The 3133-nt window shown below is 34.6% G+C and carries 2 protein-coding genes; both read left to right on the top strand.

The annotated features are described in order from the left end of the window. The first annotated feature begins 78 nt into the window (after positions 1-78). Positions 79-1074 carry an SGNH hydrolase domain-containing protein gene (locus tag C7Y69_RS15140; protein ID WP_126873274.1) on the top strand — a complete coding sequence of 332 codons (996 nt, stop codon included), beginning with the start codon at positions 79-81 and terminating at the stop codon, positions 1072-1074. Between the two features lie 164 nt (positions 1075-1238). Beyond that, positions 1239-3116, top strand: coding sequence for an acyltransferase family protein (locus C7Y69_RS15135; protein WP_126873273.1), 1878 nt, complete (start codon positions 1239-1241; stop codon positions 3114-3116). Positions 3117-3133: the final 17 nt, after the last annotated feature.

The raw sequence follows: 3133 nt of genomic DNA, 5'->3' as shown, positions 1-3133 counted from the left end.
ACATCGATTAAGTCTCCGTGAGTAAAATCTACGGGGACTATTTTACGGGGTAGTTCAATGAGGAAAAGACGGTCTAAATTGATCGCTTACATTGTAGTTGCTGGTTACTATTTCGAACTCGGTGAAAATTGGTGGGCTATAGGTATTCCACTATCCTTAATCCTCGGCGCCCTTAGCTTTAAATTTATAGAATCTAAAACATTAAGCGACTTCGGCATTGAAAAAGCAAAATACCTACTTCGTCCACTCCCCTTTGCAACTATATCTGCGGCATTGGGGTTGCTGATTTTCAATACAAATGGGATGACTTTTCGCTTACCAGTTGGCGAACAACTTTTAGTAAAATCAGCTATAGAAGCTACTGATGACTGGAACTACCCTGAACCTAACTTAGAAATAGATTCTCTTGAAATCAGATTTATCAAAGGTAAAACCGATAGTAATATTCTTATTATGGGTGCAAGTCACATCGAACAAATCTACCCATATGTCGAAAATTTAAACAGTCCATATAACATATACTTTTTAACCAAGAGTGGGTGTTTCGTTACTCCATCAATGAAACACCCTAAATGGAGCTGCCAAAATCTACAATCTTACGAGAAGTTGATAAAGACTGTAACTTTCGACAAAGTCTTAACATCTTTTTATAACTTTAATTCTTACCTTCCTATAGATCAATTGGAAAGAAGTAAAGCGACACTTCAAAGAATTGATGAATACGATAGCTTCTTAAAACTGATCAAATCGAAAGTTTCTAAGATTTATCTAATGCTTGGTGAGCCTAGGGGAGATGAGTTTTCACCCATACTTTCAATGAGAAAGGGCTTACCAGACTACATAACTAAGGAGACTGCCAAAAATGAATATTTAGAAGAAATGGCTGCCTTTAATAAATTATCAGAATTAGATAGCATCGAGATAATTGACCCTATTGAAAAACTATGTGAAGCGAATATTTGTAAAACACGAAACCAAGAAATTGGTTTTTTCTATAGAGATGATGATCATATGCGCACCCACTACGCAATCGAAAAACTAAAATACTTAGACCATATATTTAATCATCATTAACTTTCATACGAAAATTTTTATTCGAAAATATGCTATTGCTATCTAAAAGATAAAAAATTCAGCTTTAAATGAAGTAGAGCAGAAATTGTGCAGAATTGACTCTACACAATTATTAAAGTTTTTCCAATTATAAATTAAGAAATAGTTTTCTTTAAGGTTGAAATATGCGAAACCAGTATATACCCGAAATCCAAGGGCTACGAACTTTAGCTGCGTTTCTAGTAGCTATTTATCACATCTGGTTCGGAAGTGTATCCGGCGGTGTAGATATATTCTTTGTAGTTTCTGCTTTTTTCATCGCATATACATTCGATAAAAAAGACGCGATAAATCCTAGAGAAATAGTAAGTTATTACAGTAAAACTCTCCGACGGGTTATACCATCAGCTCTTTTAGTTTTTAGTTTGACCTGCGTAGCGATCATACTCTGGGTACCATTTGTCAATTATAAGTTAGAGATAAAGAATTCAGTAGCAACGTTTTTATTTTTAGAAAACTGGTATTTGTCATTCAGCGGGAAAAGTTACCTTTTACAAAATGAAGTGAAAAGCGTTTTTCAACAGTTTTGGGCGCTCTCAGTACAGATCCAACTTTATCTTACCATCCCTATTGTTTTTCTTTTAATAAGAAAAATTGAGTTGAAAACAAAAAAATCAAATTTAACAAATTTAGTTTTCATTTCCCTATTTTCGCTCTCATTTATGTACTCAATTTTTATAACTGAATTTAATCCACAATGGGCCTACTTTGATACTCTAGCGAGGAGCTGGGAGTTTATTGCTGGAGTATTACTTTACAATAACTTAGATCGTACTAGAATCAACCGGAAAGTAGCCTATTTCTTACATTACTTTGCATTAATATTAATCCTAACATTTGGCTTTTCGATAGCACCATCTTTAAATCTTCCTGGTCTAGGCTCTTTAATACCAGTAATATGTGCAGTATTAATCATAGTTACGAGTCGGCATGGACTACGTCTTTCAATTTTGAAACACAAAGTATTTACTTCATTAGGTGATTATTCATTTAATTTTTATTTATGGCACTGGCCTGTTTATATTTTACTGTACAATTATAGTGCAACGGATTTAGACGAAAATCTTAAGGGCTTCATTGTCATAACTGTGAGTTTTATATTAGCTTATTTAACGACTGAGTTTATCGAGAAGCCATTAAGACGAAATAATAAATTAATTACAAGCCCAATGAAGACTATAAAAGTTCTATTTTCGCTATTTTTATTGTCCGGTTGCTTTATTATCTACTTATTTATTTCTTTTAAGTATATCGAAAAACCTAGTCTTATAGCCTTGCATAAGTTCTATACTACAAAGGTACTTCCCCCCTTAAAATCGAACGAATTATTTCCCCATGGTTCAGTTGTAAAGCAGGATATTCAACAAAGTTTTTTTAACAACTGTGAACAGGGAATGTCTAACAATTCCATTGTAGAATGTACTTACGGTGATAAAGACGGTGAAAAAACAATTGCACTTGTTGGTGGGTCACATGCCGCACAATGGTTAGCGGCGCTTGAAACATACTCTGAAAAACATGGCTTCAAGCTACATCTGTTTATTAAAAGCGGCTGTAGCTTCACATCAAGTGGCGATGAGTTATACGCCCCCTCGCTAAACTGCCTAGAGTGGAATCAAGCTCTAAATAAAAAAATAGAAAATTTAGCGCCAGACTTCCTAGTTACTACCGTGACTAGGAATAGTCAACAAGGGGAACATGTCCCTAAAGGTTACATTGAAAGCTGGAATTTAACAAAACAAAACACCCCAAAGACCAAGCTAGTAGGTATAAGGGACAATCCTTGGTTTAAGTTTGACCCTCCATTGTGTCTAGAGCTTAACGAGCTAGATAGATCCTCTTGTTCCATCAATAAGGATACATTCTATAACGATTTATTAGTGCTCCCTATAATCAGTGACAATTTAGATGTTGTTATTGATTTATCGAGTGAATTTTGTACCAATAATGTCTGCACAACTGTACTTAATTCAGGGTTAACAAAATATAGGGACCGTCACTGAGGGATCCCCACGAATTT

Origin of the sequence: Alteromonas sp. KS69 (genome assembly GCF_003989595.1) — a bacterium.
GTDB classification, from domain to species: Bacteria; Pseudomonadota; Gammaproteobacteria; order Enterobacterales; family Alteromonadaceae; genus Alteromonas; species Alteromonas naphthalenivorans.
This window is presented reverse-complemented; position numbering and strand designations above follow the sequence as displayed.